Source organism: Microbacterium sp. NPDC089321 (genome assembly GCF_040684935.1).
Classification (GTDB): domain Bacteria; phylum Actinomycetota; class Actinomycetes; order Actinomycetales; family Microbacteriaceae; genus Microbacterium.
In genome coordinates, this window is sequence record NZ_JBFBGX010000001.1 from 520,104 (window position 1) to 543,411 (window position 23,308).

The 23,308-nt window shown below is 70.2% G+C and carries 24 protein-coding genes; 9 read left to right on the forward strand and 15 right to left on the reverse strand.

The window, feature by feature from the left end; translation table 11 throughout:
* Nucleotides 1-89 precede the first annotated feature (89 nt).
* The gene (locus AB0N59_RS02435) at nucleotides 90-2,408 is read right to left on the reverse strand and encodes a DEAD/DEAH box helicase (RefSeq protein ID WP_363478189.1); all 2,319 of its coding nucleotides are present in this window, start codon (nucleotides 2,406-2,408) and stop codon (nucleotides 90-92) included.
* Nucleotides 2,409-2,656: 248 nt separating this feature from the next.
* On the opposite strand from AB0N59_RS02435, the gene AB0N59_RS02440 reads away from it, so the two are divergent.
* On the forward strand, nucleotides 2,657-3,574 hold the full coding sequence (locus AB0N59_RS02440; RefSeq protein ID WP_363478192.1) for an aldose 1-epimerase family protein: 918 nt from the start codon (nucleotides 2,657-2,659) through the stop codon (nucleotides 3,572-3,574).
* An 89-nt stretch (nucleotides 3,575-3,663) separates the two neighbouring features.
* On the opposite strand, the gene AB0N59_RS02445 is transcribed toward AB0N59_RS02440, so the two are convergent.
* The 4 genes from AB0N59_RS02445 to AB0N59_RS02460 form a co-directional block, all read right to left on the reverse strand.
* Nucleotides 3,664-6,810: an efflux RND transporter permease subunit gene (locus AB0N59_RS02445; RefSeq protein WP_363478195.1), complete on the reverse strand. Its 3,147-nt coding sequence runs from the start codon at nucleotides 6,808-6,810 to the stop codon at nucleotides 3,664-3,666.
* Between the two features lie 10 nt (nucleotides 6,811-6,820).
* Nucleotides 6,821-7,393, reverse strand: coding sequence for a TetR family transcriptional regulator (locus tag AB0N59_RS02450; protein ID WP_363478198.1), 573 nt, complete (start codon nucleotides 7,391-7,393; stop codon nucleotides 6,821-6,823).
* A gap of 102 nt (nucleotides 7,394-7,495) precedes the next feature.
* A complete protein-coding gene (locus AB0N59_RS02455; protein ID WP_363478201.1) occupies nucleotides 7,496-7,858 on the reverse strand; it encodes a CrcB family protein in 363 nt (120 codons plus the stop codon).
* Nucleotides 7,855-8,244, reverse strand: coding sequence for a CrcB family protein (locus AB0N59_RS02460; protein WP_363478204.1), 390 nt, complete (start codon nucleotides 8,242-8,244; stop codon nucleotides 7,855-7,857). Before AB0N59_RS02460 ends, AB0N59_RS02455 begins: the two co-directional genes overlap by 4 nt.
* A gap of 109 nt (nucleotides 8,245-8,353) precedes the next feature.
* On the opposite strand from AB0N59_RS02460, the gene AB0N59_RS02465 reads away from it, so the two are divergent.
* Nucleotides 8,354-9,070, forward strand: a complete 717-nt coding sequence (locus AB0N59_RS02465) for a Pr6Pr family membrane protein (protein WP_363478207.1) — start codon at nucleotides 8,354-8,356, stop codon at nucleotides 9,068-9,070.
* Here AB0N59_RS02465 and AB0N59_RS02470 read toward each other — a convergent pair.
* Nucleotides 8,994-10,379 (reverse strand): FAD-dependent oxidoreductase, encoded by a 1,386-nt coding sequence (locus AB0N59_RS02470; RefSeq protein WP_363478210.1) that lies wholly within the window; start codon nucleotides 10,377-10,379, stop codon nucleotides 8,994-8,996. The genes AB0N59_RS02465 and AB0N59_RS02470 overlap by 77 nt on opposite strands.
* 254 nt (nucleotides 10,380-10,633) lie before the next feature.
* Here AB0N59_RS02470 and AB0N59_RS02475 point away from each other — a divergent pair, with 254 nt between their 5' ends.
* Nucleotides 10,634-10,891: an EamA family transporter gene (locus AB0N59_RS02475; RefSeq protein WP_363478213.1), complete on the forward strand. Its 258-nt coding sequence runs from the start codon at nucleotides 10,634-10,636 to the stop codon at nucleotides 10,889-10,891.
* Nucleotides 10,892-11,029: 138 nt separating this feature from the next.
* Nucleotides 11,030-12,094, forward strand: a complete 1,065-nt coding sequence (locus tag AB0N59_RS02480; RefSeq protein ID WP_363478216.1) for a hypothetical protein — start codon at nucleotides 11,030-11,032, stop codon at nucleotides 12,092-12,094.
* Between the two features lie 46 nt (nucleotides 12,095-12,140).
* On the opposite strand, the gene AB0N59_RS02485 is transcribed toward AB0N59_RS02480, so the two are convergent.
* Nucleotides 12,141-12,911: a MerR family transcriptional regulator gene (locus tag AB0N59_RS02485; protein ID WP_363478219.1), complete on the reverse strand. Its 771-nt coding sequence runs from the start codon at nucleotides 12,909-12,911 to the stop codon at nucleotides 12,141-12,143.
* Nucleotides 12,912-13,135: 224 nt separating this feature from the next.
* Here AB0N59_RS02485 and AB0N59_RS02490 point away from each other — a divergent pair, with 224 nt between their 5' ends.
* Entirely contained in the window at nucleotides 13,136-13,975 is an 840-nt protein-coding gene (locus AB0N59_RS02490; protein ID WP_363478222.1) for a DUF4097 family beta strand repeat-containing protein, read from the forward strand.
* Nucleotides 13,972-14,607: a PadR family transcriptional regulator gene (locus AB0N59_RS02495; protein WP_363478225.1), complete on the forward strand. Its 636-nt coding sequence runs from the start codon at nucleotides 13,972-13,974 to the stop codon at nucleotides 14,605-14,607. The genes AB0N59_RS02490 and AB0N59_RS02495 overlap by 4 nt, the downstream gene beginning before the upstream one ends.
* 49 nt (nucleotides 14,608-14,656) lie before the next feature.
* Here AB0N59_RS02495 and AB0N59_RS02500 read toward each other — a convergent pair whose 3' ends face one another.
* Both AB0N59_RS02500 and AB0N59_RS02505 read right to left on the reverse strand, forming a co-directional pair.
* Entirely contained in the window at nucleotides 14,657-15,838 is a 1,182-nt protein-coding gene (locus tag AB0N59_RS02500; RefSeq protein ID WP_363478228.1) for an MFS transporter, read from the reverse strand.
* A 66-nt stretch (nucleotides 15,839-15,904) separates the two neighbouring features.
* Nucleotides 15,905-16,447, reverse strand: coding sequence for a universal stress protein (locus AB0N59_RS02505; protein WP_363478231.1), 543 nt, complete (start codon nucleotides 16,445-16,447; stop codon nucleotides 15,905-15,907).
* A gap of 153 nt (nucleotides 16,448-16,600) precedes the next feature.
* On the opposite strand from AB0N59_RS02505, the gene AB0N59_RS02510 reads away from it, so the two are divergent.
* Nucleotides 16,601-16,786: a DUF3073 domain-containing protein gene (locus tag AB0N59_RS02510; RefSeq protein ID WP_204975461.1), complete on the forward strand. Its 186-nt coding sequence runs from the start codon at nucleotides 16,601-16,603 to the stop codon at nucleotides 16,784-16,786.
* A gap of 132 nt (nucleotides 16,787-16,918) precedes the next feature.
* Here the strand turns inward: AB0N59_RS02510 and AB0N59_RS02515 are convergent, their stop codons facing one another.
* The 3 genes from AB0N59_RS02515 to purM are packed head-to-tail and all read right to left on the reverse strand — an operon-like array spanning nucleotide 16,919 to nucleotide 20,802.
* Complete coding sequence (locus AB0N59_RS02515; RefSeq protein ID WP_363478234.1) at nucleotides 16,919-18,217, reverse strand: MFS transporter; 1,299 nt, start codon at nucleotides 18,215-18,217, stop codon at nucleotides 16,919-16,921.
* On the reverse strand, nucleotides 18,214-19,680 hold the full coding sequence (gene purF / locus AB0N59_RS02520) for an amidophosphoribosyltransferase (RefSeq protein ID WP_363478237.1): 1,467 nt from the start codon (nucleotides 19,678-19,680) through the stop codon (nucleotides 18,214-18,216). Before purF ends, AB0N59_RS02515 begins: the two co-directional genes overlap by 4 nt.
* 6 nt (nucleotides 19,681-19,686) lie before the next feature.
* Nucleotides 19,687-20,802, reverse strand: a complete 1,116-nt coding sequence (gene purM / locus AB0N59_RS02525) for a phosphoribosylformylglycinamidine cyclo-ligase (RefSeq protein WP_363478240.1) — start codon at nucleotides 20,800-20,802, stop codon at nucleotides 19,687-19,689.
* Between the two features lie 233 nt (nucleotides 20,803-21,035).
* Here purM and AB0N59_RS02530 point away from each other — a divergent pair, with 233 nt between their 5' ends.
* Both AB0N59_RS02530 and AB0N59_RS02535 read left to right on the forward strand, forming a co-directional pair.
* Nucleotides 21,036-21,377 carry a hypothetical protein gene (locus AB0N59_RS02530; protein WP_363478243.1) on the forward strand — a complete coding sequence of 114 codons (342 nt, stop codon included), beginning with the start codon at nucleotides 21,036-21,038 and terminating at the stop codon, nucleotides 21,375-21,377.
* Nucleotides 21,378-21,462: 85 nt separating this feature from the next.
* Nucleotides 21,463-22,062 (forward strand): zinc-binding alcohol dehydrogenase, encoded by a 600-nt coding sequence (locus tag AB0N59_RS02535; protein WP_363478246.1) that lies wholly within the window; start codon nucleotides 21,463-21,465, stop codon nucleotides 22,060-22,062.
* On the opposite strand, the gene AB0N59_RS02540 is transcribed toward AB0N59_RS02535, so the two are convergent.
* The 3 genes from AB0N59_RS02540 to AB0N59_RS02550 are packed head-to-tail and all read right to left on the reverse strand — an operon-like array spanning nucleotide 22,059 to nucleotide 23,274.
* The gene (locus AB0N59_RS02540) at nucleotides 22,059-22,382 is read right to left on the reverse strand and encodes a potassium transporter Trk (RefSeq protein ID WP_363478249.1); all 324 of its coding nucleotides are present in this window, start codon (nucleotides 22,380-22,382) and stop codon (nucleotides 22,059-22,061) included. The two genes, AB0N59_RS02535 and AB0N59_RS02540, sit on opposite strands and share 4 nt — an antisense overlap.
* 57 nt (nucleotides 22,383-22,439) lie before the next feature.
* Complete coding sequence (locus AB0N59_RS02545) at nucleotides 22,440-22,895, reverse strand: hypothetical protein (protein WP_363478252.1); 456 nt, start codon at nucleotides 22,893-22,895, stop codon at nucleotides 22,440-22,442.
* 22 nt (nucleotides 22,896-22,917) lie between these two features.
* Entirely contained in the window at nucleotides 22,918-23,274 is a 357-nt protein-coding gene (locus tag AB0N59_RS02550; RefSeq protein ID WP_363478255.1) for a sterol carrier family protein, read from the reverse strand.
* Nucleotides 23,275-23,308 lie beyond the last annotated feature (34 nt).

Here is a 23,308-nt window from a genome sequence, read left to right on the forward strand (position 1 = left end):
CTCACAACTCAGGACGAATGCGCAGAGACCGCCGGGGCCCGGCCCTGAGGGCACGGATCCCGACGGTCTTTCCTGAGTTGTGAACCGGCTCAGGCGGTGAGCTCGGCCTCGCTCGGCATGCGGCCCGTGATCTCTTCGATCACGTCGTCGCCGGGAGCGGCCTGCTCGAACGGCGCGTCGATCTCGGCGCGCCCCAGCAGGTCCTCCATGCGGCGGCGACGCTGACGGGTGATCAGCGTGACCACTCGTCCCGAGCGGCCGGCACGGCCGGTGCGGCCGGCGCGGTGCAGGTACGTCTTGTACTCGTCGGGAGCGTCGGCCTGCACGACCAGGTCGATGTCGTCGACGTGGATGCCGCGCGCGGCGACGTCGGTGGCGACGAGCACCTGCACCTTGCCCGCGGTCAGCTTCTGCAGGTTGCGCGTGCGCTTGGCCTGGTTGAGGTCGCCGTGCAGCGAGACGGCGGCGATGCCGGCGTCTTCGAACTGCTCGGCGAGCATCTCGGCGTAGGCGCGGGTGCGCGCGAAGACCAGCGTCTGACCGTCGCGGTCGACGAGCGAGGTGAGCACATCGGCCTTGTCGCGGTGCTCGATCACGAGCACGCGGTGGTCGATCGTGCTCGAGTCCTGGTCTTCGCCGGCGACCTCGTAGACGGCCGGGTCGATCAGGAACTCGTCGACGATCGCGGCGACCTCGCGGTCGAGGGTCGCCGAGAACAGCAGCTTCTGGCTGGTCGCTCCGTCTTCGAGGGCCGTGCCGGTCTTGCGCAGGATGCGCTGCACCGGCTCGGCGAAGCCGAGCTCTGCCATGTGGTCGGCCTCGTCGAGCACGGCGATGCGCACCTCGGAGAGGTCGAGCTTGCGCTGCTCGATGAGGTCTTCGATGCGACCGGGCGTGCCGATGATGATGTCGACGCCCTTGTTCAGCGCGCCCACCTGGCGCGCCTGGGGCACGCCGCCGTAGATCTGCGTGGTGAACAGCCCCACGCTGCGCGCGATGGGCTGGACGGTGCGGTCGATCTGCAGGGCCAGCTCGCGGGTGGGGGCGAGGATGATCGCGCGGGGCTTGCGGCCGATCTCGCGGCGCTTGCCCTTCTGCGACAGCAGGACGCTCTCGACGAGCGGGGCGCCGAAGGCGATCGTCTTGCCCGAGCCCGTGCGGCCCCGGCCGAGAACGTCGCGACCCTGCAGGATGCTGGGGATCGTCGCGGCCTGGATCGGGAAGGGCGTCTCAGCGCCCATGTTCTTCAGGATCTCGACGATGTTCGATCCGATGCCGAGGTCGCCGAAGGTCACATCCGCGACCTCGGTGGCCTGCACGGCCTCTGCCTCGAGCCGTTCGTGCACGACGTCGGCCTGCTCGTCGCGCGCCTTGGCGGTCGACGTGGCATTCCAGTCGCTGCGGTTCGGACGGTCGTCGCGGTTCTGACGCGCAGGACGCGCATCACGGTCGAAGCGCGGACGCTCCGTGCGGTCGAAGCGCGGGCGCTCGGTGCTGCCGCGGCGGTCGTCTCGACCGGGACGCTCGTTGCGATCGAACCGGTCGCTGCGGGCCGGGCGGGCGTCACGGTCGAAGCGGTCGTTGCGTCCGTAGCCGCCACGGTCGTCACGAGCCGGACGGGCGTCACGGTCGAAGCCACCACGACGGTCGAAACCACCGCGATCGTCACGAGCCGGACGCTCGTTGCGGTCGAAGCCACCACGACGGTCGAAACCATCGCGATCGTCACGAGCCGGACGGGCGTCACGGTCGAAGCCGCCACGGCGGTCGAAGCCACCACGGTCGTCACGGGCGGGGCGCTCGTTGCGAGCGAACCGGTCGTTGCGGGCCGGACGGGCATCGCGATCGAAACGGTCGTTGCGACCGTAGCCGCGGTCGTCCCGCGCGGGGCGCGAGTCGCGGCCGAACCGGTCGTCACGTGCCGGACGTGCGTCACGGCCGAACCGGTCGTCACGTGCCGGACGTGCGTCACGGCCGAACCGGTCGTCACGTGCCGGACGTGCGTCACGACCGAACCGGTCGTTCCGGTCGAAGCCGCGGCCGCCCTGACGGTCGTCGCGGTCGTTGCGGTGGTGCGGCGCCTCGCGGCGACCCGACTCGGCGCGGTTGCGGATCGAGCGGGCCTCATCGCGGCCTGCGCGCTGCGCATCCGACCAGCGGGCCTTGGGTGCCGAGCCTTCGGCGTCTGCGGCGCGGTAGCCGCGGTGCTTGGGGCTCACGCTGCCGGGGCGGCGGTCGGCACGGGCATCCGACGAGAACGAGCGGCGGTCGCCGGCATCCCGACGGTCACTGTCGCGCGACGGTCGTCCGCCGGCGTGACGCTCGTGGAACGAGGGTCCGCTCTTCGCGTACCGCGGCTCGAAATTGCGCGAGGGGCGTCCGCCCTTGGGCTTGCCATTCTTGGGCATGGTGTTTCCTGACTGTCTCTGACACGAGAACAGCGTCCCTTCGCGGGCACAGAGATCAGCGCGCGTGGGACATACCCGGGCATCCGTCGGCCGGGGCCATTCATGTGATGGTTATGAACCATCGGCCCCTGGGCTCACAATGAGCGCTTGCGCTGCTCGGAAGAAACCGCCTGGAAGCGGGTGCCCGAAGCCGACTCGTTCCAGGATACCGGGGTTTGCTGGGAGAGTGCCCGCCGTACGATGGCGGCATGCCTCTTGACGACGTGATCGGCTCCCCCACCGGCATCCAGATCCACCTTCGCCGCGGTGATGTCACCGCCCAGATCGCGCAGGTCGGCGCCTCGCTCCGGCATCTGACCGTCGACGGCGTCGAGATCGTGCCGCCCTATCCGGCCGACCAGCCGACGCCGTCGTGCTCCGGCGTGGTGCTCGTGCCGTGGCCGAATCGCATCCGCGACGGCGTCTGGCAGGACGGCGACACCGAGCTCGCCCTCTCGATCAGCGAGCCCAAGTTCCGCAACGCGAGCCACGGACTGCTGCGCTTCAGCGCCTACGAGATCGCCGAGCACACCGACGAGTCGGTGACCCTCGCAGCCACCGTCGTGCCGCAGACCGGATATCCGTATGTCGTCGCGACATCGGTCACGTACGCGCTGACGGATGCCGGGATCGACGTCACCCACACCCTCACCAACCACTCCGCCGAGCCAGCGCCTGTGGCGCTCGGCACGCATCCGTTCTTCGTGATCGGCGGCGTCGACGCGCGCGATCTCGTGCTGCGCCTGCGGGCCGAGACCTACTTCGAGACCGACGACCGGATGCTGCCGGTCGGGGAGAGCCCCGTGTCGGCCGGCACCGATCTGCGCGAGGGGCGCCGCCTCGGCGACGTGCAGCTCGACACCGGATACGCGAACCTGCACCGCGACGCCGACGGGTTCGCTCGCACCACCCTCACCGCACCCGACGGGCGTGCGATCACGCTGCAGCAGGGCGACGGCTTCGACTTCGTGCAGGCCTTCACGAGCGCGAAGTACCCCGGTCAGCCTCTCGCCGTCGCCATCGAGCCCATGACCGCCCCGGCCGATGCGTTCAACTCCGGTCGCGGGCTGCGCCGGCTCGCCGACGGCGAGTCGTGGACGCTGCAGTGGGGCATCCGCTTCTCCTGACCTGCTCGCGCACCCGCCCCGTCGGGTGAGAGGTCGAAAACGCACCCCCGGATGCCCGTTCCGGTGCCTTTCCGACCTCTCGAGACCTCTCAGTCGTGGGCGCCGCCCGCGCGCAGCTGCCGACGGGTGAGGGCGCCGTCGGCCTGGTCGGCCTGGTCGGCGTGGTCGTCCGCGGAGGGCAGCTCGCCGCGCTTCGCCCGACGCCGCTCCTTGGCACCCTCGACGAGGTTGTAGAGCGTCGGCAGCACGATGAGCGTCAGCACGGTCGACGACACGAGACCGCCGATCACGACGATCGCGAGCGGCTGCGAGATGAACCCGCCGTGCCCGGTGATGCCGAGGGCCATGGGCGTGAGCGCGAAGATCGTCGCGAGCGCCGTCATGAGGATCGGACGCAGGCGCTTCTCGCCACCCGCCATCACGGCCTCCGGCGTCGACAGCCCCTTCTCGCGGTACTGGTTGACGAGGTCGACGAGCACGATCGCGTTCGTCACCACGATGCCGATCAGCATCAGCACGCCGATCAGCGACGCGACGCCCAGCGGCACCCCGGTGACGATCTGCAGCAGGATCGCCCCCGTCGCGGCGAACGGCACCGACACGAGCAGCAGCAGGGGCTGACGCAGCGATTTGAACGTCGCGACCATCACCACGTACACGATGAGGATCGCCGCGAGCATCGCGAGCCCGAGCTGCGAGAACGACTCGCTCTGCTGCTCGGCGACGCCCCCGACCTCGGCCCGCGCGCCGTCGGGCAGATCGACCTTGTCGAGGGCCGCGGCGACCGATGCCGTCGCGACCGCCAGGTCGTCGGATGCCGGCGGCACGGTGATCGTGGCGGTGCGGCGACCCTGCTCCGTCGAGATCGACGTCGGTCCGTTCCGCTGCTCGACCGTCGCGAGGTCCTGCAGCTGCGCCGGTCCTGTCGCCGTCGGGATGGTGAGCTTCTTCAACGCGTCGACGGATGCCGGGGGCTCGGGGTCGACGAGGTAGACGGTGAGCGCCGAGTCATCGACCTCGACCGAGCCGATCTGCTCCGGACGCATCGTGTTCGACACGATCGACCCGACGGCGACCTCGGACAGGCCGCGCGCGGCGGCGGCCTCGCGGTCGACGACCACGGCGATGTACGGCAGCGAGGCCGCCAGGTTGTTCGTGACCTGGCCGATGCCGTCGCGTCCGTCGAGCTCCTTCATGAGCGCGTCGGTGCCCGCCTGCAGGTCGTCGGCGTTCGGCGCGGTGACGGTGATCTCGATGTCGCTCGAGCCGAAGCCGCCGGACGAGGCGCCGACCGAGACCTCGCCGACGTCGTCGATCGCGTCGAGTTTCTTCTGCACGTCGGCGCGCAGCGTCTCCTGGTCTGCGTCGTCGCTGGTCTGGATCGAGTAGGTGATGCCGGCTCCGCCGGAGAAGGCGTCGCGCAGCGCCGAGCCGCTCGATCCGATCGACGCCTGCACGTGGGTGATGCCGTCGACGCCGTCGAGCGCCTCCTCGACCTTCTTCGCGGCCTCGGACTTCGCTTCGAGACTCGCGGTCTCGCCGATGTCCTGCGTGACGGTCATCGTGTTCTGACCAGAGTCGCTGAGGAAGTTGATCTTCATCAGCGGGGCCGCGGCCAGCGTTCCGGCGAGCACGACGACCGCCAGCACGACCGTGATCGCGGAGTGCTTGAGCGTCCACCCGAGGATCGGCCGGTAGAGACGCTGGAGGGGCGTGGGAGGGGCATCCGGATGCTCGGGGTCGATCCGCGAGCCATCCTCGGCGAGCAGCGGCTTGCCCGGCCGCAGGAACCAGTACGCGAGCACGGGCACGATCGTCAGCGAGACGAGCAGCGAGGCGACCATGGCGATCGTGACGGTCATCGCGAAGGGCCGGAACAGCTCGCCGACCATGTCGCCGACGAACACGATGGGCAGGAAGACGGCGACCGTGGTGATGGTCGACGCGGTGATGGCGGATGCCACCTCGCGCACGGCCAGGCGGATGGCGTCGCCCTTGTCGGCTCCCTCGACGTAGTGCCTCTTGATGTTCTCGATCACGACGATCGAGTCGTCGACGACGCGGCCGATCGCGATCGTGAGCGCGCCGAGGGTCAGCACGTTCAGCGAGTACCCGAACGCCTGTAGCCCGATGAACGTGATCAGCACGCTGGTGGGGATGGAGATCGCGGTGACGAGCGTCGAGCGGATCGAGAGCAGGAAGACGAGGATCACGATCACCGCGAACGCGAGACCCAGCATGCCCTCGGTCGCGAGCGTCTCGATCGACTGCTGGATATAGGGCGCCTGGTCGAAGATGACGGTGAACTCGGCGTCGGGGAAGGTGCCGCCGAGCTCATCGAGGGCGGCGAGCACGCCCTGCGAGACCTCGACGGTGTTCGCGGCGGGCAGCTTGGTCACCGCGATCGACAGGGCGTCTTCGCCGTCGACCCGCGAGATCGAGGTCACCGGGTCGCTGACCTGCGCGACCGTCGCGACCTCGCCGATCGTGAGGTCGCTTCCTGCGAGCGGCAGAGCCGCCACGTCGTCGGCCGAGGCGAGCTTCGCTCCGGACTGCACCGTGAGCGTCTCGTCGCCCTCGGTGATGTCGCCGCCGGGCAGCAGTGCCCCGTTCTGCTGCAGCGCCTGGCGGATCGCCTGCGTGCTCTGTCCGGCGGCGAGCAGCTTCTGCTCGTCGGGGGTGATCGTGATGCGCTGACCGACGCCGCCGACGATCTGCGCGGCGTTGACGCCGTCGACGTCTTCGAGTTCGGGCACCACGGTGGTCTCGAGATCCTGCTGCGCGGTCTCGGAGTCGCCGAATCCGGTGACCGCGATCTGGATGACCGGGAAGTCGTCGATCGAGACGCTGAGCACCTGCGGGCTGACGTCGTCGGGCAGCTGACGCGAGATGCGGTTGATCGCCTGCTGCATCTTCTGCTCTGCGGTGGCGAGGTCGGTGCCGTAGGCGAACATCGCCTGCACGATCGAGGCGTCGGTCGTGCTCGTCGCGCTGCTCGATTCGAGGCCCGGCACGCCCTGGATGGCGTTCTCGATGGGCGTCGACACATCGTTCTCGACCACCTCGGGCGAGGCGCCGGGGTAGGTGGTCATGACCACCAGTGCGGGCAGCTCGAGCGAGGGGATCAGCTCCTGCTTGAGGTTCGTGAGGGCCAGGCCGCCGAAGACGGCGGACACGATGGTGATCAGCGCGATGAGTGCGCGGTTGCGCAGGCTGAGAACAGAGAGGTTCGACACGGGTGCTCTTTCAGTCGCTCGTGGTCGTGGTTTCGGTGCCGAGGATGCCGGTGAGGGCGTTCTCGATGAGGGCGATGTTCAGGGGTTCGTCGTGGATGCGGGCGTGCCAGAGCACGCCGTCGATGAAGACGGATGCCGCGGTGGCGCGCTCGACGCCGTAGTCGGGCACGAGGAAGCCGATCATGCGGTCGGACCAGCGGCGTGCGAGTGCGCGCAGCTGCGGATCGTCGATGGCCGCGGTGACGACGGCGCGGTCGGCTTCGAGAGCGCGCGCGTCGGCCAGGCCCTTCACGAGCAGGTCGGCGAGCACGGCGGGGGTCGCACCGCGCTGCTGAAGAGCGGCGCGGATGTCGTCGATGCCGGCGTCGACCTCGGTGACCAGGTGGTGCAGCGCCTCGGAGCGCAGGTCGTCGAGGGTGGCGAAGTGCTGGGTCGTCGCGCCGAGGGGCACCCCCGCTCGCGCCGCGATCATGCGATGCGTCACGGCGCTCACACCCACCTCGACGATGAGCTCGGCGGCGGCGACGACGATCTCGTGCCTGCGCGCCTCGGGATCACGGCGACGGCGCTGCGGCTCGCTCAAGATCCCTCCCCCGGGGTCGAAATGTACGTCTGTACATTATGCGGCGGCGAAGCTGTGCTCCGACTGGCAGAGGGGTCGGCCGGAGCGGTCAGCGCTGAGCGGTCAGTTGAGAGCGCCGCCCAGTGCGAGCCCGAGGCCGGCCCCGGCGAGCGAGAGCACGAGCATCCCCAGCACGTCGAAGACGGCGGCTCTCTGCTCGCCGTCCCGCCAGAGCGAGATCGCATCGACCATCGCCGTGCTGAAGGTCGTGTAGCCGCCGAGGAATCCGGCGCCCAGCACGAAGGCGGCGCCGGGCAGCATCCCGACCACCAGCCCCAGCAGCAGCGATCCCGTGACGTTGATCACCATCACGCCCCACGGGAACCGCGCGCCCGTCAGACGCGCGACCCCGATGTCGACCAGGTAGCGGGTCGCCGCGCCCAGGCCGCCGCAGGCTGCGGCGAGCAGGAACACCAGGGGGCTCACGACACGGTCCTCCGGCCGAGCGATCCGCCGATGCGCAGGCCGAGCACGGCGGCGATCAGCCCGCCGACGAGGCTCGCGGCGACGTATCCGGCGGCGAGCGCGGGCGACGCCGACCACAGCTCTATGCTGTCGACCGCAAAGGCACTGTAGGTGGTGAAGCCGCCCAGCACGCCCGTTCCCAGCAGAATCCGCAGGTCGGAGGCCGGCAGCCGCGCGGTGAGAATGCCCAGCAGCAGCGCGCCGACGATGTTCGCGACGAGCACGGCGGCAGGGGCGTCGGCGATCAGCATCCCGAGCCCGAGCCGGGCGGCCGTGCCGACGGTGCCGCCCGCCGCGGCGAGCGCGGCGCGGCGCAGAACGGTGCGCGCGGTGGGCGGGGATGTCACGGCGCAACTCTAGTCGCGCGCTGGAGAGACGCCTGACGGGCATGCATAGACTCGAAGCGGTGGTGCGGCCCTCCCGATGCCGCCGGACCACCGGGAGGACGACACTCGAGTGCTCACGCGAAGGATCTTCGGCTGGTCGCGTCTGCTGACCGCGGCCGTGTGCATCGCGGCGCTCGTGCACCGGATGCTGTGGGGCATGGGCTCGCAGACCCTCGCCGGCGCCAACTTCTTCGCCTACCTGACGATCCAGTCGAACACCGCGTTCGCCGTGCTCGCGATCATCGCGGGCGTCATCGCGCTGCGTCACGACGAGGACCCGGCCTGGCTCACCACCGCACGCGCGCTGGTGCTGAGCTGGACGATCACTGCCGGTCTCGCGTTCGGGCTCATCGTCTGGCAGGCGGGCGAGAGGGGCATCCCGATCACGGTCCCCTGGTCCGACGTCCTGCTGCACTTCGTGCTGCCGGCGTGGACGATCGTCGCCTGGGTGGTCGGGCCAGGACGCCGTGCCGCATCGTGGCGGGTCGTGCCGTTCGTGCTGGTCTATCCGCTGCTGTGGGGCGTCTTCACGATCTGGCGGGGCAGCCTGATCGGCTGGTACCCGTACTACTTCCTCGATCTGCGGCAGGTGTCCGGCATCGGCGAGATGGTGCTCAGCTGCGCTCTCGCGCTGTCGATCTTCGCCGTGGTGGCGTCGTGCCTGGTGCTGCTCAGCCGGGTGCGCCCGACGGTGCCGCCGTGGGGCGAGATCAGCCCTCGTCCGCTGCCGGCTCTGCGAAGAACGCGAGCGAGGCGCGAGCCGCGACCGCCGCGTCGCGCTCGCTGAGCTCGGCGAACTGCTCGGCGTCGGCGCCGCCGACGAGCCCGACGAGCACCGGCTCTCCCGTGGCCGGCTGCAGGTTCAGCCAGGTGCGGATGAGACCGTCGCCGCCGATGACGTGCCAGATCGCGGCCTCGGTCGTCCAGAACGGCTCATCGAATCGCATCCAGACGGTCTCGACGAATCCGGATGCCAGCGCCGAGATCGCCCCGCGGTGCGCGAACGGCAGCGCGGGGGCGAACTCGATCCCCTGCTTCTGCAGCACCCCGAGCGGCGCGGTGACGACCACGCGGTCGTACGAGAGCGCCTCGCCGGTGCCGAGCCGAAGGCTGACTCCGCGGTCGTCGTACGCGATGCGCACCACGGGCGATGCCGTGGTGACGTCGAGTCCGTCGAGGTGCTCCTTCAGGAACGTGATGAGGTCGCCGGTCACGCCGTGCACGGTGTCGGCGGGGAAGTCGGGCGGGTACCAGCTCGAAGCGCGCGCCGGGTCGGCCCCGGTCATGGCCGCGAGCCAGGCGAGCGATGCGGCGAGCGCGGGGTCGTCGGTGCTCACGCCGCTCGCGGCGAGCGCGTCGGCGATCGACGGGTCGGATGCCGCGGACTCGGCCTTCTGGAGCGCAGCGGCGATCGCGGCGCCGTCGACGGTCGCCGCCTCACCATCGGCCGTCCAGCCTGTCGCGGTGTCGAACGTCATGGTCTCGTCGCTGATGTCGACGAGCCGGTCCGAGAGTGCGGCGAGCTCGTCGTCGCTGAGCAGCCAGGCTCCGAGCTGCGGGGGCACGGGCCACTGCTCGTCGTCGACCTCGCTGCGGATGCGCCCGCCGAGGCGCTCCCGCGCTTCGAACACGGTGACGTCGTGTCCGGCATCCGTCAGCATCCGGGCGGCGATCACGCCGGCGGCACCCGCGCCGACCACGGCGATCCGCTCGGTGTCGCCTGCGGCGGCGATGAGCGCGAGGGCGGCGCGACGTGCGGCGTCGACAGCGCCGACGACCGTGCCGGGATTGGCCGAGTCGGTGGCCTCTCCCGCGAAGAACACCCGGTCGAGCACGGGCTCGGCGAGACGTTCTCGCTCGCTGGGATCGGCCCCGGCCGGCAGGTAGCTGACCGATCCGAGCGAGTACGGATCGGTGGCCCAGGTGCTGCGGAGCCAGCCGGCCGGAGCCGGCACGGACTCGGGCGCGGTCGGCCGCGGCATCGGCGTCTTCGTGCGGGTGGGCGCAGGCTGGGGCTCGGGGGTGCAGGCGGCGAGCAGCAGACCGACGGCGCCCGCTCCGGCGCCGACGAGCAGGGTTCGGCGCGTGATGCTCATCGTGCTTGCCAGACTACCCGCGGCTGGAGCCGTCGTGACCGCGAGGCGGGTGCGCGAGACGCAGGAGTTCTCGCGAGACACAGGATCGGATGCTGGATCGCATCCTGTGATTCGTGTGATCTCCTGCTTTCCGTGCGGGCGCGGTCAACCGGCGGATGCAGCCTGCTGCCCGGTCACGACAGCCGGCTCGACCTGCCCGCGCTGCCTCGCGCTCAGCCGCGACCGACCAGGACTGCTCAGGGCAGTGCGCTCCCATGCGCCGGTCGGCGCCCTCGGCGGCGTGGGCGCCGGTCGGCGCCCTCGGCGGCGTGCTGTCGCTGGCCGCGTACGGCATCGTCCTGTGGGCACAGGCATCCGCTCCCCTCGCCCTGGTCGCGGCGCTGCGAGAGACGGGGGTGGTCGCCGCCGGCCTGATCGGGATGCTGCTCTTCGGCGAGCGCCCTGGTGCGATCGGGCTGGCGGCGACGGCGGTCGCGGCGGCCGGCATCCTGGTCATCCGGCTCGGCGTCTGAGCCCGCCGCATCTGCCCCGACGCGACTATTCCCCCACGACCCCTCGTACCGGAGAATGGGAAGGTTCCGCTCGCAGTGCGCGAGTGGAGGACACCGGAGGAAATCATGGCCAGAACAGGCCTATACAGTCGTACCCGAATGGCGGCGGTGCTCATCACCGCGGCCGCGCTGGCGCTGTCGACGGCGAGCGCCGCGACAGCGCAGGCGACATCACCAGCCAGCATCCGCGATGCCGACCAGCAGATGCTGCTCGGCTGGGCATCGCACGATCTCACCACCATGGCGGCGGAGGAGGCGGCGTTCGGCCGCTCGAACGGGATGCTGTCGACCTATGTCGACTTCGTCCAGTCGCCCGCCTTCCCTCACTCGTACGCGGATGCAGCAGCGGCCCGGGGATCCGCTCTGCTCATCGCGTGGGAGCCGTGGGATTGGAACCGTCCTGCCGACCAGCAGCCCGAGTTCGCGCCGCGGCGCATCGCCGCCGGCGCATATGACGCGCACCTGAAGGCATGGCTGCGCGATGCGGCGACGCGCTCGGCGGATGCCGAGATCATCGTGCGCTTCGCGCCCGAGATGGACGACTCGACCCGGCCGTGGTCGAGCAAGGCGGGCAAGAAGGCGACGACCACGCCGACCGACTACATCAACATGTGGCGGCACGTGTACGCGCTCAAGCAGGCCATCGCCCCGAAGCTCGTGTTCCTGTGGAACCCGCTCAACTACGGCGCGGGCCCGTACCCGTTCGAGTCGTACTACCCGGGCGCGGCCTATGTCGACGCATTGGCGCTGGACGGCTTCAACTGGGGCACCGCCCGCCCGCAGTCGCCCGGATGGCAGAGCACCGAGGACGTGTTCGGCTTCACCAGGGCTGACGGCCCGGTCGTGCGCCTGAAGAAGCTGGCGGCAGGCAAGCCGTGGGGCATCGCCGAGGCAGCATCCGCACCCGACGACCCGGCATCGTTCCGTGCGGGCGGCTCGCAGTACGCGGCGTGGGGCTCGTGGGTCTTCGAGTGGCCCGAGAACCCGCCGTACGAGGCGACCGCCGATGACTGGATCACGCAGGAGGGCTGGTCGCGGATGCTGATCCGCCGCGCCAGGGACTCGGGAGCGTCGTTCGTGAACTTCTTCCACACCGTGAAGGAGACCGACTGGCGGCTCAGCGACACCGAGGTCGGCCGACGGGTGTTCGACGAGGCGTCCTGACGCGAGCCGGCGGGGGCGGGGTGATTCCCCGCCCCCGCTGTGCGTCTTACAGGTGCGCCTCGGCGTAGACGCGCAGAGCGTCACGCACGAACTCGGCGCCCGCCGTGCCGCCCTCGGCGGTGGCGTAGTTGGCGCCGAAGCGCGGGTCGGCGACGTACATCTCGCCGAGCCCGATCACGTACGCCTTCACATCGCCGCCGGGTGCGGACGCCGGGGTGCCCGGGATGCCCGTGAGCCATTCGACGTGACGGCGGGCGATGTCCTGCGCCTCGTCTGATGCGGGGTCGATGCCCCGCTCGGCGGCGGCGACCCAGTCGGCGCCGAGGTCGGCCACGCGCTGCTGCCAGGCGGCGCGAGCGTCGTCGCTCATGCCGCGCCACCAGCGGTCGCTGTCGGCATAGGCCTTCTTGCCCCAGCGCTGCTCGACCTCGTCCTTGTAGCGGGTGTGGTCGAAGCCGTCGAACATGTTCTCGGCCATCATCTCTTCTCCTTCTCTCAATGCGGTGATGGTGCTCTCGACCGACGCGATCTGCCGCAGCATCCGCTGCTGCTCCTGCCGCAGCCAGGCGAGATGCGTCTCGAGAGCGGATGCCTCTGATCGGGTGTGCTCGAGCACCTCCGCGATCTGCGGCAGGCCGAGCCCGAGCTCGCGCAGCAGCAGGATGCGCTGCAGGCGCACGAGTGCGGCCTGGTCGTAGTGCCGGTAGCCGTTGTGCGCGATGCGCGACGGGGCGAGCAGCCCGATGTCGTCGTAGTGGCGCAGGGTGCGGCTCGTCGTTCCGGCGAGCCGGGCGATCTCCTGGATGGACCAGTCCATGGCATCCCTCTCTCAGTGGATCTGTGTCGATGTGTCCACGGTAGAAGTTGACGTTGCGTCAAGGTCAACTACTGCGTTCGAATCGCTCAACTGGCAGCATTCACCCCCCGGAAACCCCCAGTTGAGCGATTCGAAGGCCGGGGAGGGGTTCCCTATCGAGATATATCGTGTTATCGTCACTACAACGCGATATATCTTGATATCGCGGACAAGGAGAGAACGACATGACCGAGAAGTGGCTCATCGCCCCGGGCGAGGAACGCGTCATCGACATCGCATCCGCCGCCCGCCTCAAGGTCGGGCTCGTGGGCGGGCAGGTCGATGTGATCGCGCACGACGAACCCGGCATCCGCATCGAAGTGCACGGCGTCACCGTCAAGGACCTGCGCATCGAATCCGACGGAACCCAGGTCGAGATCGATCACCCGCAGATCGGGTGGGACAACTTCCTCGACGTGTTCCGCAACTTCGGCGCCGGCGGCCCGAAGGCCGAGATCAGCATCGCCGTCCCCCGCGACATCGCCCTCACACTGGGCGTGGTCAGCGCCGGCGCGCTCGTCTCCGGCATCCGCAACGACGCCAAGCTCAACACCGTCTCGGGCGACCTGATCGCCGACGGCATCACCGGCGACCTGACGACGAACTCCGTCTCGGGCGACGTGCAGGTGCGCGGCCTGACCGGCTCGCTCAACGCCAACAGCGTCTCGGGCGATGTTGCCGTGACCGGCAGCATGCGCAAGGCGACCGTCGACACCGTCTCGGGGTCGATCCTCGTCGACGCCGTCGGCGACATCAACACCGTGAACCTCAACACCGTCTCGGGCGGCATGACGGTTCGCCTCGACGAGACGCTTCCCGCCAACTACGTGCTGCGCAGCATGAGCGGCAGGCTGACGGTCGACGGCGTCGAGCGCTCGAGCGGCGGCCCGAGCAGCTACACCGGTCAGGTGGGCGAGCTCGCCGGCAGCTTCGTCGACGTGCGCGCGAACTCCGTCTCCGGCGGCGTGACCGTGCTGCGTCGTCCGCAGGTGTCGGTCGCCGATGACGCGGAGTGGGAATCATGAGCCCCGCGGTCTTCTCGCACGGCGACCTGCGCCTGTACCTGCTGTCGCTGCTCGCCGAGGCGCCGCAGCACGGCTACGGCATCATCCAGGCGCTCACCGACCGCACGGGCGGCACCTACACGCCCAGCGCAGGCACCATCTACCCGCGGCTGGCGAAGCTCGAGGAGGAGGGCCTGGTCACCAAGACCGTCGACGGCCGCACCACCATCTACGCCATCACCGACGCCGGACGCGCCGAGCTCGCCTCTCGCGAGGGCGACCTGGCCGGCATCGAGCAGGGTCTCGCCGACTCGGTGCGGCTGATCGCGAACGAGGTGCGTCAGAGCGTTCAGGATGCGATGCGCAGCCTGCGCGCCGACCTCGCCACCGCCGCCGCCGAAGAGAAGCGCGCGTCGAAGTCGCGCCCTCGCTTCGACGGGATGAGCGATGACCGGGTCACGAGCCGCGAGCACCTTCAGCGGGCGGATGCCTCGATCAACGCCTTCCGTGCGCAGGTGCGCACCGACCTGCGCACCCATGTCGCGCGGGGCGGATCGCTGCCCGCCTCGGTCGTCACCGAGCTCGAGAACGCGATGGACGACGCGGCCCGCGCCGTCACGCGCGCGCTGAGCACGCTCTCGACCGAGCAGTAGGCCTGCCGCCGATGCCCCTTCCGCCGACGGCGGGAGGGGCATCTTCGCATCAGCGGTCCGCTGCCGGCTCCGCGGGAGCGGATGCCAGCACCAGGCCGACCACGCCCTGCAGCACCGCGCCGACGATCATGGCCACCAGCACCGGCCCCCACTCGCCACCTGAGCTGTACCAGGCCCCGGCACCGAGCGGCCCGACGGTCGAGATCGCGTAGCCGACGCCCTGCGCGACGCCGGACACCCTGGTCGCCTCGGCCGCGCCGCTGCCCGCGCGCGCGATGAGCGCCAGGGTCAGCGGGAACGCCGCCATGCCGACCCCCATCAGCACGCTCCACAGCTCGGGGGCGAGGGTCGGCGCCAGCCACAGCCCGATCACGCCGACCGCGGTGCCGAGCGACACGGCGACGACGCCGATGCGCACGCCGCGCAGCGTGTGCGCGATGCTCACCGCGGCGATGCCGGCCGGAATGCTGACCATGATGACGATGCCCAGCAGCACGCCGGCACGAGCCGGGCTGATGCCCGTCTCGACGGCGATGGTCGGCAGCCAGCCCATGATGACGAACGCCAGCAGCGCCTGCAGGGCGAAGAACCCGGTGAGCGCCCAGGTGCCTCGAGGCAGCGGCGTGCGCGCCTGCGAGACCGGCGGTGCGAGCGCTCCGTCGACGTCGTGACCGCGCGCTGCGATCACCCACATCACGAGAGCGAGCACGGCGAACAGCGACCACGCACCGAGACCGAGCGCCGCCGACCCGAGCAGGTGCGCGACCGGCACGCCGGCGGCGGCGCCGATCGCGGCCGAGCCCGAGAGCATCGTCGTGTACGCGGTGGTCACCGATCGCATGCGGCTGCCGCTCGTCGCGCGCACCAGGGCGGGGAGCATGACGTTGACGACCGCGATGCCCGCCGTGGCGAGCACCGTGCCCCCGACGATCGCGATCGAATCGGGCACGAAGCGCACCAGCATCCCGACCGCGACGGCGCCCATCGCCCAGGTGACCGCGGCGACGGCTCCGATGCGGCGGCTCAGCCACGGCGTGAACACCCCGCCGACGGCGAACATGGCCGTCGGCAGTGCGGGGATGACGATCGCCGCCTGCGGTGTCAGCGCCCCCTCGTCGATCAGCAGCGGCAGCAGCACCGATGCGGTCGTCACGGCGAGGCGCAGATTGACGGCGAGCAGCAGCAGCGCGGCCAGCATGAGCGCGAAGGCGCGACGAGAGGGCAGTGTCACCCATCCATTGAAGTCGCTCAGGCCTGCCCCCGCGAATCCGTTTCAGTCACCGGAGCGAGGCGGCGACTACTCGGTCCAGATGTCCTTCTGATCGTCGGGCACCGATTCGCCCTGCGGCACGACGAGCACCGAGCGGTGCTGGCGGTGAGCGAGGCGGGCGGCCACGGATCCGGTGAAGAACTCGCGGATCGACTCGCCGAGCCCGCGCTTGCGGGTGCCGACGACGATCAGCTGCGCATCGAGCTTCTCGGCCAGCTGCTTGATCGCGAGGGCGGGGTCGCCGACCAGCTGCCGGGCCGTCCACGGCACGTCGACATCGGCGAGAGCCTGCTCGGCCGCGCGCTGCACGTCCTCGAACTCCGCGGCGCCCGCGTCGAGGTTGAGATCGATCGGCGCGGAGTGCACATAGCCGTCAGGGTCTTCGTAGGTGACGAAGCGGGTGACGTCGACGTGCACGACGACGAGTGGTGCTTTCAGCAGGCGTGCGTAGCGCAGGGCCTCATCGAGAACGTGCGGCGGCTGGCCCGGCTGCAGGCCGACGATGACCGCTTTCTGCAGGGCCGCGTTCTGCGCCGCTTCTTCAGCTGCTCGGGACGTGGAATCCGTCATGTCGATCCTTCCGCGGGGCGGCCGCAGGACGGCCGGATGCTCTGGCGTGCGTGCTATCCTGAATGCTACTCTTACCGGCTTCAGGCCGGTGCCGTGAATATCATCGGGCCCTGCACAAGCCCGCTGCTGAACTCGTAAAAGGGGGTCTCGCGCATGGGCCGTGGCCGTCAGAAGGCGAAGCACACCAAGATCGCCCGCGAACTCAAGTCGTACAGTCCCGACGTGAACTTCTCCGCACTGGAGAGTGAGCTCGGTCACCCGACGTCGGAAGACCAGTACGTCGACAAGTGGGCTGACATGTACGAGGACGAAGACGAAGACGAGCTCGAGCGAGCCTGATCTGCGCTTCCGCACGAACCCTGGCGACCGGCATCCGCCGCGTCGGCCAGGGTTTCGTCGTTGTCTGCAGGTGATCCCGTGCGCCTGAGCAGAGCGGCGCGGCTGCGACTCCCCCGCATGCCGCGGTGACGCTCACCAGCGACCGTGCCTGCGCTCCCACTCGTCTTCGACGGTGACGCGGCGCCCGGCCACGATGCCCGCGGGGAAGGTGAGCACGAGCACCGCGGCCACCGCGATGATCGGGATCGTCCAGCCACCGGTCGCATCGTGCAGCACACCGACGAGCAGCGGGAAGATCGCCGCGAGCACATACCCCGCGCTCTGCACGAAGCTCGACAGCAGCACTGCGCTCTCGGGGGTGCGGGTGCGGATGCTGATGAGCACCAGGGCGAGTGGGAACGCCAGACCGATCAGCCCGAACAGCGTCATCCACAGCCAGAGCAGCTCGGGCCTGGGGAAGAACAGCAGCCCCAGCAGGCCCACGAGCGCACCCACGACCCCGACGATGAACAGCGGGCGCGTGGCCTGGAACCGCACGACCAGCACCGGCACGATGAGGCCGGCCGGGAAGCCGATGAACGCCCAGAGCGAGAGCATGAAGCCCGCCGTCGCCGCATCCACCCCCGCCGTGTCGATCATGATCGACGGAAGCCAGGCGAACGAGACGTAGGCCATCGTCGACGACGTGGCGAAGGTGAGGGCGAGCGCCCAGACCAGCGGGATGCGCGCGAGACGGGCGAAGAGACGGCGGTTCGTCGGCGCGGTGGCGATCGGGCCGGTCGCGGTGAAGACGGGGGCGTCGGATGCCGTCTCTCGCACCCGGCTCGAGGACTGCGGCGCATCGGCATGCGACGGCACCGCCGGGCGGAACAGCATCACCAGCCAGGGAAGCACGCCGGCGAGCGCGAACGCGGCCCACATCCCCAGCGAGAAGCGCCAGCCGAGGGCATCCGCCACCGGCACCGCCACCAGGGGCGGAACGAAGGTCGAGAACGCCATCGTCGCGGTGTAGACGGTCATCATCACGCCGATGCGGTCGGCGAAGTACTTCTTCACCAGCGGCGGCAGCAGGATGTTCGCCATGCCCACGCCGGCGAAGATCACGGCGGTGCCGATCAGCAGCCCGATCGAATCGCCCGCGAAGCCGCGCCCGATGAGACCGGCGGTGATCGCCGTGAGGGCGATCACCGTGAGCCGCTCGATGCCCAGCATCCGCTCGAGCATCGGGGTGAGGATGCCGAACACCGCGAAGCACGCGGGCGGAAGCGTGCCGATCACGCCGAGCACGGCCGACGACACCTCGAAGTCGTCGCGCATCAGATCGACCACGGGCGAGAGCGAGGCGACCGCCGAGCGCAGGGAGAACGCGCACAGCAGGATGCCGAGGACCGCCAGCACCCGGCCGCGCCACAGCGGCAGCGGCGCGGTCACGACGACTGGGACTGCTCGACCCAGGTGAGGTACTCGTCGGTCACCGTGCCGGTGACGTATCGCCCGTCGAAGCAGCTCATGTCGAGGTCGGTCAGCTCCGAGCCCTCGATGATCGCCGCTTTGAGGTCTTCGACCTCCTGGTAGACGATGCGGTCGGCACCCAGCACCTCCGAGATCTCGGGGATCGTGCGGTCGTGGGCGATGAGCTCCTGCCGCGACGGCATGTTGATGCCGTACACGTGCGGGTGGCGCACAGGAGGTGCGGCCGACGCGAAGATGACCGACGTGGCGCCGGCGTCGCGAGCCATCTGGATGATCTGCTTGCTCGTCGTGCCGCGCACGATCGAGTCGTCGATGAGCAGCACGTTCTTGCCGCGGAACTCGGCCGACATCGCGTTGAGCTTCTGGCGCACGCTCTTCTTGCGCACCGCCTGGCCGGGCATGATGAAGGTGCGGCCGACGTAGCGGTTCTTGTAGAAGCCCTCGCGATACTCCTTGCCGAGCTTGCGGGCCACCTGCATGGCCGAGGGGCGCGACGAGTCGGGGATCGGCATGACGACGTCGATCTCATCGAGCGGCACGTGCTTCGCGATCGTGTCGGCGAGGCGGTCGCCCATGCGCAGGCGCGATTCGTACACCGAGACGCCGTTCATGATCGAGTCGGGGCGGGCCAGGTACACGTACTCGAACGCGCACGGCACGAGCTGCGGATGCTCAGCGCACTGACGCGTGAACAGCTCGCCCTCGTTCGAGATGAACACGGCCTCGCCCGGTTCGACCTCGCGGACGATCTCGTAGTCGGCGTTCTCGAGCACGAGCGATTCGCTGGTCACGACCCACTCGTCGTGGCCGCCCTCCGAGGCGGCCGCACGGCGACCGAGGATGAGGGGGCGGATGCCGAACGGGTCGCGGAAGGCGAGAAGACCGTGCCCGGCGATGATCGAGATCACGGCGTAGGCGCCCTCGATGCGGTTGTGGGTGCGTGCGACGGCGTCGAAGATGCGGTCGGGATCGAGGTCGACCGCGGATGTCGTCGCCTGCAGCTCGCCTGCGAGCACGTTGAGCAGCAGCTCGGTGTCGCTCGACGAGTTCAGGTGCCGACGATAGCGCTCGGCCATGTCGGCCGTGAGCTCGCGCGTGTTCGTGAGGTTGCCGTTGTGGATCAGCACGATGCCGTACGGGGCGTTCACGTAGAAGGGCTGCATCTCCTCTTCGCTCGATGCCGTGCCCTTGGTCGCGTAGCGCACGTGACCGAGGCCGATCTTGCCGAGAAGCGCGCGCATGTCGCGCGTGCGGAACGCCTCGCGCACCATGCCCTCGGCCTTGGCCATGTGCATGACGCCGTTCGGCTCAGCGGTGGCGATGCCCGTGGCGTCCTGCCCGCGATGCTGCAGCAGCAGGAGCGCGTCGTAGATGTCCTGGTTGACCGGTCCGTTGCCGACCATTCCGACGATGCCGCACATGGGTGTCTACTTCGCTCCGTCCGCGTATGCGCCGACCAGGCGCACTGCTCCGCCGTCGACGCCCTTGGCGCCCTCTTCGAACTCTCCGTCGGGTCGCGCTCCGGTGTGCACGGTCGCGACCTGCCAGGCGGCGATGCCCTGCGCGCCGATGGCGGCGATCGCGGCATCCTTCTGCTCTGCGGCGACCACCGCGAGGAATCCGATGCCGAGGTTCCACGTGCCCTCGGTGTCGACGATCGGGGTGCCGGCGATGTCGGCCAGCACCCGGAAGACCGGGCTGGGCGTCCAGGTCGAGCGGTCGACCTCGGCCCAGCTGCCCTGCGGCAGCACCCGGGCGAGGTTGGCGGCGATGCCGCCGCCGGTCACGTGGCTCAGGGAGTGGATGCCGTTCGGCACGGCCTCGAGCAGCTTCAGCAGCGGCGTCGTGTACAGGAGAGTCGGCTCGAGCAGCGCCTCGCCCCACGTCGCGCCGAAGTCGGCCGCGTTGTCGCCGTAGCCGATGCCCGCGTTCGCGACGATGTGGCGCACGAGCGAGTAGCCGTTGGAGTGCAGGCCACTCGATCCGAGCGCGATCACGACGTCGCCGTCCTGCACCAGGTGCGCCCCGAGCAGGGCATCCGCCTCGACGACTCCCGTCGCGGCACCCGCGACGTCGTAGTCGCGCGGGCCGAGCAGACCAGGGTGCTCGGCCGTCTCGCCGCCGACCAGCGCTGTGCCCGTGGCCGCGCAGGCCTCGGCGATGCCGCGCACGATGTCGGCGATGCGCTCGGGCACGACCTTTCCGCAGGCGATGTAGTCGGTCATGAACAGCGGCTTCGCGCCGACCACCACGATGTCGTCGACGACCATGCCGACCAGATCCTGACCGATCGTGTCGTGCTTGTCGATGGCCTGGGCGATCGCCACCTTCGTGCCGACTCCGTCGGTGCTGCTGGCGAGCAGCGGGCGCGTGTAGCCGAGCAGGACGCTGGCGTCGAACATGCCCGCGAATCCGCCGACACCCCCGAGAACCTCGGGCCCGTGCGTCGCGCGCACCGATGCCTTCATGAGTTCGACAGCGAGATCGCCTGCAGCGGTGTCGACGCCGGCCTGAGCATAGGGATTGGTGGGGGTGTCTGCCACGCCTACAGCCTACCGGCCCGCAGGAGCCGCCGACCCCGCCGTTTCCTGACCATCCGCGCTCGCTTCCGCCCGATCTGCTACTATGGATAGTTGCGCGAAGTTCCGCCGTATCTCACCGGCGCAGCGCACACATCCAGGCCGGGCATGAGTGGCCGATCCGCACCGATGCGGTTCATGGCGCCCCGGCCGACTCACAGGCGGTAGCATGCCGTCCGCAGACAGACCAAGAGATCATGAGCAGTACCGCCAGTTCCGCGCGCTCCGGCGCGCCCATCCACGACCACGACCCGACCGACCCCACCACGACCGCACCCGCCCCCTCGCCCGCTGCCGCACCCGCAGAGCTGGCCTGGCGCCAGGCCGGCCACGACGTCTTCGTCGCGACGAGCCGGGGCGAGTTCGCCGGCTTCGTGACCGTCGACGACGCCGCCCATGTGGTGCACGACAGCCACAGCCGCCGCATCGGCAGCTACCCGAGCCTCGCCGCAGCCCGGCAGGCGCTGGTCGACGCCACGCGTCCGCCGTCACGCAGCCGAGAGCGGCTGCGCCGCCGCATCCTGTCCCGTCGCCGCTGAGACCTGAGCCGCCGCCCTCTCGCCGACCGGACGAGAGTGCGCTGAGACCTGCGCCGTCACCGCAGATTGACCATACGATGGGGCCATGGTCGACAAGCCGCAGTGGCTGATCCGCGAAGACGCCGGCACCTCGGTGCTGGTCGCGCTCGCGCTCAGGCAGCTGCTGGGCATCCGGGCGCCGGAGGATCTGCCGGCACTGCGCGGCCTCGACGTGCGCCGGCCCGACGCCGAAGACGTCGACGACGCACTCGAGAAGCAGTGGCGCGAGTACTGGGACATGACCGTCGAGCCGCGCGCGCACCGCTCGGGCGTGCCCCTCGACCTCGTCGACGGCTACGACACGCTCGTCGCACTGCCGACCACCGGCGCCGAAGAGCTGCGCGACGCGATCATCCCGCACGCGCAGACCGTGCTGCACTTCGCGCAGCGCGCGCACAACCGCTACGTCGACTCGGTCAGCTCATCGGGCGGCGCCTATCGCGCCTACGCGAGCGCCATCGCCGAGTTCGAGCGCGAGATCGGGCGCCGAGCGCATTCGTTCGAGCTGAACGTGCAGGTGCTGCCGTTCGCCCAGCGGGGCATCTGGTGGATCGGCTCGCTGAGCGTCGCCGTCACAGACGGACTGCGACGTGACGTCGTCGCGTTCGACGCGGCGATGCGACCGGTGATCGCCGAGCTCGCCTAGGCCTGCTCTTCGCCGTTCTCGACGTGCTCGCGCTCGACCCGCACGACGCGGGCGTGCTTGCGCGCCGCACGATCGAGCATCACGGCGATCATGCCGCCGAGGGCGATGCCGATGGGCACGGTCCACAGCAGCGCGAACCCGAAGACCTGGCCAGGAGGGTAGACGACGCCCAGCACGCGAGACGGCTCGTACGACCCGAGCAGCGTCACGATGCCGGCGACGATGATCCCCAGCACGGCCCCTGTGACCATGAACACGCCGTAGCGCGGCACGGGGCGGATCGTCGCTTCGACCGTGGAGTGGCGGGGTGTGCGGGACATGCTCCTATTGTCCCACGCTCTGCCTATGCGGTCGCGGGGCTCTCTGCAGCCGGGCGATCAGCGGACGGTCACCGACCAGGCGCCGAAGCCGTCGTCGTTGATGCCGCTGGCTGCGATGGCGCTCAGCGGCGCCGCACCGACGTCGATCGCGATCGGACCGTCGGCGCATCGCACGTCGGTGCCGCCGGTGCCGACCTGGCCCGATCCGCTCTCGTAGTAGATGCTGGCGTCCATCGTCTCGGCGCCGAAGCACTCGAACTCCACGGATGCGATCTGCCGCGGCGACTCGAAGTCGATGCGCACGGCTTCGCCCGCCGCGATCGCCCCGTCGAGGGTGCGCTCGTCGTCCGGCTTCACGGCCAGGCCCGACAGCTGAGCGACCCCGTCCGTCGAGTCCGCACGCTCCTCGAGCCAGCGCTGCACCGCACCGTCATCTGTCGACTGCGACGCACTGCATCCGGTCAGCGCGAGCGCGGCGAGCGCCACGGCGGCCGCCACCGAGGTCTTCTTCATGCTCCACACCCTAGGGGCACAGTCACGGCCGCAGGGGCAGCAGGGCGCCGAGGTCGGCGCGGGTGCCCGACGCCATCACGCGGCCCGCGGCCAGGGCATCCGCCCACTGCTCCGCCCCGGTGGCCAGCGCGACCCAGGTCGCGGCGTCCATCTCGACGACGTTGGGCGGGGTGCCGCGGGTGTGCCGGGGGCCCTGCACGACCTGCACGGCGCCGAACGGGGGCACGCGCACCTCGACGCTGTTGCCCGGCGCCTTCTCGTCGAGCAGCTGCAGCAGGTAGCGCACCGCGGTGGCGAGCACCGGACGCGCGGCGTCGCCGGCAGCGACCGCGGCGAGCGCCTCGCGCCCCGCGGCGACGTCGATCTTCCGTGCGGGCATGTGTCCAGGCTACGCGTTCACAACTCAGGAGCAC

What these genes read in the sequence shown, in the direction of transcription:
- AB0N59_RS02440 (WP_363478192.1), top strand. Translation starts at nt 2,657, where the DNA reads ATGCCTCTTGACGACGTGATCGGCTCCCCCACCGGCATCCAGATCCAC.
- AB0N59_RS02550 (WP_363478255.1), bottom strand. Translation starts at nt 23,274, where the DNA reads ATGCCCGCACGGAAGATCGACGTCGCCGCGGGGCGCGAGGCGCTCGCC.
- purF (WP_363478237.1), bottom strand. Translation starts at nt 19,680, where the DNA reads ATGTGCGGCATCGTCGGAATGGTCGGCAACGGACCGGTCAACCAGGAC.
- AB0N59_RS02530 (WP_363478243.1), top strand. Translation starts at nt 21,036, where the DNA reads ATGAGCAGTACCGCCAGTTCCGCGCGCTCCGGCGCGCCCATCCACGAC.
- AB0N59_RS02535 (WP_363478246.1), top strand. Translation starts at nt 21,463, where the DNA reads ATGGTCGACAAGCCGCAGTGGCTGATCCGCGAAGACGCCGGCACCTCG.
- AB0N59_RS02470 (WP_363478210.1), bottom strand. Translation starts at nt 10,379, where the DNA reads ATGAGCATCACGCGCCGAACCCTGCTCGTCGGCGCCGGAGCGGGCGCC.
- AB0N59_RS02435 (WP_363478189.1), bottom strand. Translation starts at nt 2,408, where the DNA reads ATGCCCAAGAATGGCAAGCCCAAGGGCGGACGCCCCTCGCGCAATTTC.
- AB0N59_RS02495 (WP_363478225.1), top strand. Translation starts at nt 13,972, where the DNA reads ATGAGCCCCGCGGTCTTCTCGCACGGCGACCTGCGCCTGTACCTGCTG.
- AB0N59_RS02510 (WP_204975461.1), top strand. Translation starts at nt 16,601, where the DNA reads ATGGGCCGTGGCCGTCAGAAGGCGAAGCACACCAAGATCGCCCGCGAA.
- AB0N59_RS02545 (WP_363478252.1), bottom strand. Translation starts at nt 22,895, where the DNA reads ATGAAGAAGACCTCGGTGGCGGCCGCCGTGGCGCTCGCCGCGCTCGCG.
- AB0N59_RS02540 (WP_363478249.1), bottom strand. Translation starts at nt 22,382, where the DNA reads ATGTCCCGCACACCCCGCCACTCCACGGTCGAAGCGACGATCCGCCCC.
- AB0N59_RS02505 (WP_363478231.1), bottom strand. Translation starts at nt 16,447, where the DNA reads ATGACGGATTCCACGTCCCGAGCAGCTGAAGAAGCGGCGCAGAACGCG.
- AB0N59_RS02490 (WP_363478222.1), top strand. Translation starts at nt 13,136, where the DNA reads ATGACCGAGAAGTGGCTCATCGCCCCGGGCGAGGAACGCGTCATCGAC.
- AB0N59_RS02475 (WP_363478213.1), top strand. Translation starts at nt 10,634, where the DNA reads ATGCGCCGGTCGGCGCCCTCGGCGGCGTGGGCGCCGGTCGGCGCCCTC.
- AB0N59_RS02480 (WP_363478216.1), top strand. Translation starts at nt 11,030, where the DNA reads ATGGCGGCGGTGCTCATCACCGCGGCCGCGCTGGCGCTGTCGACGGCG.
- AB0N59_RS02485 (WP_363478219.1), bottom strand. Translation starts at nt 12,911, where the DNA reads ATGGACTGGTCCATCCAGGAGATCGCCCGGCTCGCCGGAACGACGAGC.